The organism is Rhodococcus sp. 06-462-5, assembly GCF_002258315.1.
GTDB lineage: Bacteria > Actinomycetota > Actinomycetes > Mycobacteriales > Mycobacteriaceae > Rhodococcoides.
Genome location: NZ_NOYD01000032.1, coordinates 1 through 3,242, shown reverse-complemented (window position 1 = coordinate 3,242; position 3,242 = coordinate 1). Strand labels below are relative to the sequence as shown.

At 55.3% G+C, this 3,242-nt stretch carries 1 rRNA gene; it reads left to right on the top strand.

Annotated features, from left to right (window positions below):
- The first annotated feature begins 44 nt into the window (after window positions 1-44).
- Window positions 45-3,199, top strand: a 23S ribosomal RNA gene (locus tag CH251_RS16520).
- Window positions 3,200-3,242 lie beyond the last annotated feature (43 nt).

The window sequence follows — 3,242 nt, the reverse complement described above, 5'->3', positions numbered from 1 at the left end:
TTGTGTGTTGTTTGAGAATTGCACAGTGGACGCGAGCATCTTTGTTGTAAGTAATGAAGAGCGTACGGTGGATGCCTTGGCACCAGGAGCCGATGAAGGACGTAGGAGGCTGCGATAAGCCTCGGGGAGCTGTCAACCGAGCTGTGATCCGAGGGTGTCCGAATGGGGAAACCCAGCACGAGTGATGTCGTGTTACCTGCACCTGAATATATAGGGTGTGTGGAGGGAACGTGGGGAAGTGAAACATCTCAGTACCCACAGGAAGAGAAAACAACAGTGATTCCGTGAGTAGTGGCGAGCGAAAGCGGATGAGGCCAAACTTTGTGCGTGTGATACCCGGCAGGGGTTGCGTATGGAGGGTTGTGGGGTTTGCATTGTCGATTCTGCCGGATCGGCCGACAGTGAGAAATTGTGGTGTTAGTCGAAGTGGTCTGGAACGGCCTGTCGTAGAGGGTGAGAGTCCCGTAGACGAAAACATTGCAACTGTCGTTGTGGATACCCAAGTAGCAGCGGGCCCGTGAAATCTGCTGTGAATCTGTCGGGACCACCCGATAAGCCTGAATACTCCCTGGTGACCGATAGCGGACTAGTACCGTGAGGGAAAGGTGAAAAGTACCCCGGGAGGGGAGTGAAATAGTACCTGAAACCGTGCGCTTACAATCCGTCAAAGCCGGTGCACGATTCGTCGTGGCTGGTGATGGCGTGCCTTTTGAAGAATGAGCCTGCGAGTTAGTGGCATGTCGCGAGGTTAACCCGTGTGGGGTAGCCGTAGCGAAAGCGAGTCCGAATAGGGCGTATCACCGCAAGGTGTGTAGTGGCGTGTTCTAGACCCGAAGCGGAGTGATCTACCCATGGCCAGGTTGAAGCGACGGTAAGACGTCGTGGAGGACCGAACCCACTTAGGTTGAAAACTGAGGGGATGAGTTGTGGGTAGGGGTGAAAGGCCAATCAAACTCCGTGATAGCTGGTTCTCCCCGAAATGCATTTAGGTGCAGCGTCACGTGTTTCTCACCGGAGGTAGAGCTACTGGATGGTCTAGGGGGCCTACAAGCTTACCGAAATCAGCCAAACTCCGAATGCCGGTGAGTGAGAGCGTGGCAGTGAGACTGCGGGCGATAAGGTTCGTAGTCGAGAGGGAAACAGCCCAGATCGCCAGCTAAGGTCCCTAAGCGTGTACTAAGTGGAAAAGGATGTGGGGTCGCGAAGACAACCAGGAGGTTGGCTTAGAAGCAGCCACCCTTGAAAGAGTGCGTAATAGCTCACTGGTCAAGTGATCCTGCGCCGACAATGTAGCGGGGCTCAAGTACACCACCGAAGCTGCGGCACTCACACAACAGCCCCATGCAAGTCTGCGGATTTGTGTGCAGGTGTGTGGGTGGGTAGGGGAGCGTCGTGCAGCCATGGAAGCATCGGAGTGATCCAGGTGTGGAGGCTGCGCGAGTGAGAATGCAGGCATGAGTAGCGAAAGACGAGTGAGAAACTCGTCCGCCGAATGACCAAGGGTTCCTGGGCCAGGTTAATCCGCCCAGGGTGAGTCGGGACCTAAGACGAGGCCGACAGGCGTAGCCGATGGACAACGGGTTGATATTCCCGTACCCGTGTAACCGCGCCCATGGTGAATCAGTGACACTAACCACCCTGAATCCATATGACTTGCCGCCTTCGGGTGGCCGGCGTGTGGTGGATGCGTGGGACCTGATCTGGTAGTAGCCAAGCGATGGGGTGACGCAGGAAGGTAGCTGGGCCAGTCAGTGGTTGTACTGGTGTAAGCCTGTAGGGCGAACGGTAGGCAAATCCGCCGTTCATACAAGCCTGAGAGGTGATGCGTAGCCGATTGAGGCGAATTCAGTGATCCTATGCTGCCGAGAAAAGCCTCTAGTGAGTTGTTACACGGCCCGTACCCCAAACCGACACAGGTGGTCAGGTAGAGAATACTAAGGCGATCGAGATAACTATGGTTAAGGAACTCGGCAAAATGCCCCCGTAACTTCGGGAGAAGGGGGGCCTCGTCCGGTGATGGAACTTGCTTCCTGAGCTGGGTGGGGCCGCAGAGACCAGTGAGAAGCGACTGTTTACTAAAAACACAGGTCCGTGCGAAGTCGTAAGACGATGTATACGGACTGACGCCTGCCCGGTGCTGGAAGGTTAAGAGGACCGGTTAGCCAGTGATGGCGAAGCTGAGAATTTAAGCCCCAGTAAACGGCGGTGGTAACTATAACCATCCTAAGGTAGCGAAATTCCTTGTCGGGTAAGTTCCGACCTGCACGAATGGCGTAACGACTTCTCAGCTGTCTCAACCATAGACTCGGCGAAATTGCATTACGAGTAAAGATGCTCGTTACGCGCGGCAGGACGAAAAGACCCCGGGACCTTCACTACAGCTTGGTATTGGTGTTCGGTTCGGTTTGTGTAGGATAGGTGGGAGACTGTGAAGCGGTGACGCCAGTTACTGTGGAGTCGTTGTTGAAATACCACTCTGATCGTATTGGATACCTCAACCTCGGACCATGATCTGGTTCAGGGACAGTGCCTGGTGGGTAGTTTAACTGGGGCGGTTGCCTCCTAAAATGTAACGGAGGCGCCCAAAGGTTCCCTCAGCCTGGTTGGCAATCAGGTGTCGAGTGCAAGTGCACAAGGGAGCTTGACTGTGAGACTGACAAGTCGAGCAGGGACGAAAGTCGGGACTAGTGATCCGGCACCGGCAAGTGGAAGCGGTGTCGCTCAACGGATAAAAGGTACCCCGGGGATAACAGGCTGATCTTCCCCAAGAGTCCATATCGACGGGATGGTTTGGCACCTCGATGTCGGCTCGTCGCATCCTGGGGCTGGAGTAGGTCCCAAGGGTTGGGCTGTTCGCCCATTAAAGCGGCACGCGAGCTGGGTTTAGAACGTCGTGAGACAGTTCGGTCTCTATCCGCCGCGCGCGTAAGAAACTTGAGGAAGGCTGTCCCTAGTACGAGAGGACCGGGACGGACGAACCTCTGGTGTGCCAGTTGTTCCACCAGGAGCACCGCTGGTTGGCTACGTTCGGAAGGGATAACCGCTGAAAGCATCTAAGCGGGAAGCCTGTTCCAAGATGAGGTTTCTCACCCCCTCGAGGGGGTAAGGCCCCCGGCAGACCACCGGGTTGATAGGCCAGAACTGGAAGTCGGGTAACCGATGCAGGTGACTGGTACTAATAGGCCGAGGACTTACCACAAAGAAGCTACGCGTCCACTGTGCAATATCTGAAACAACACACG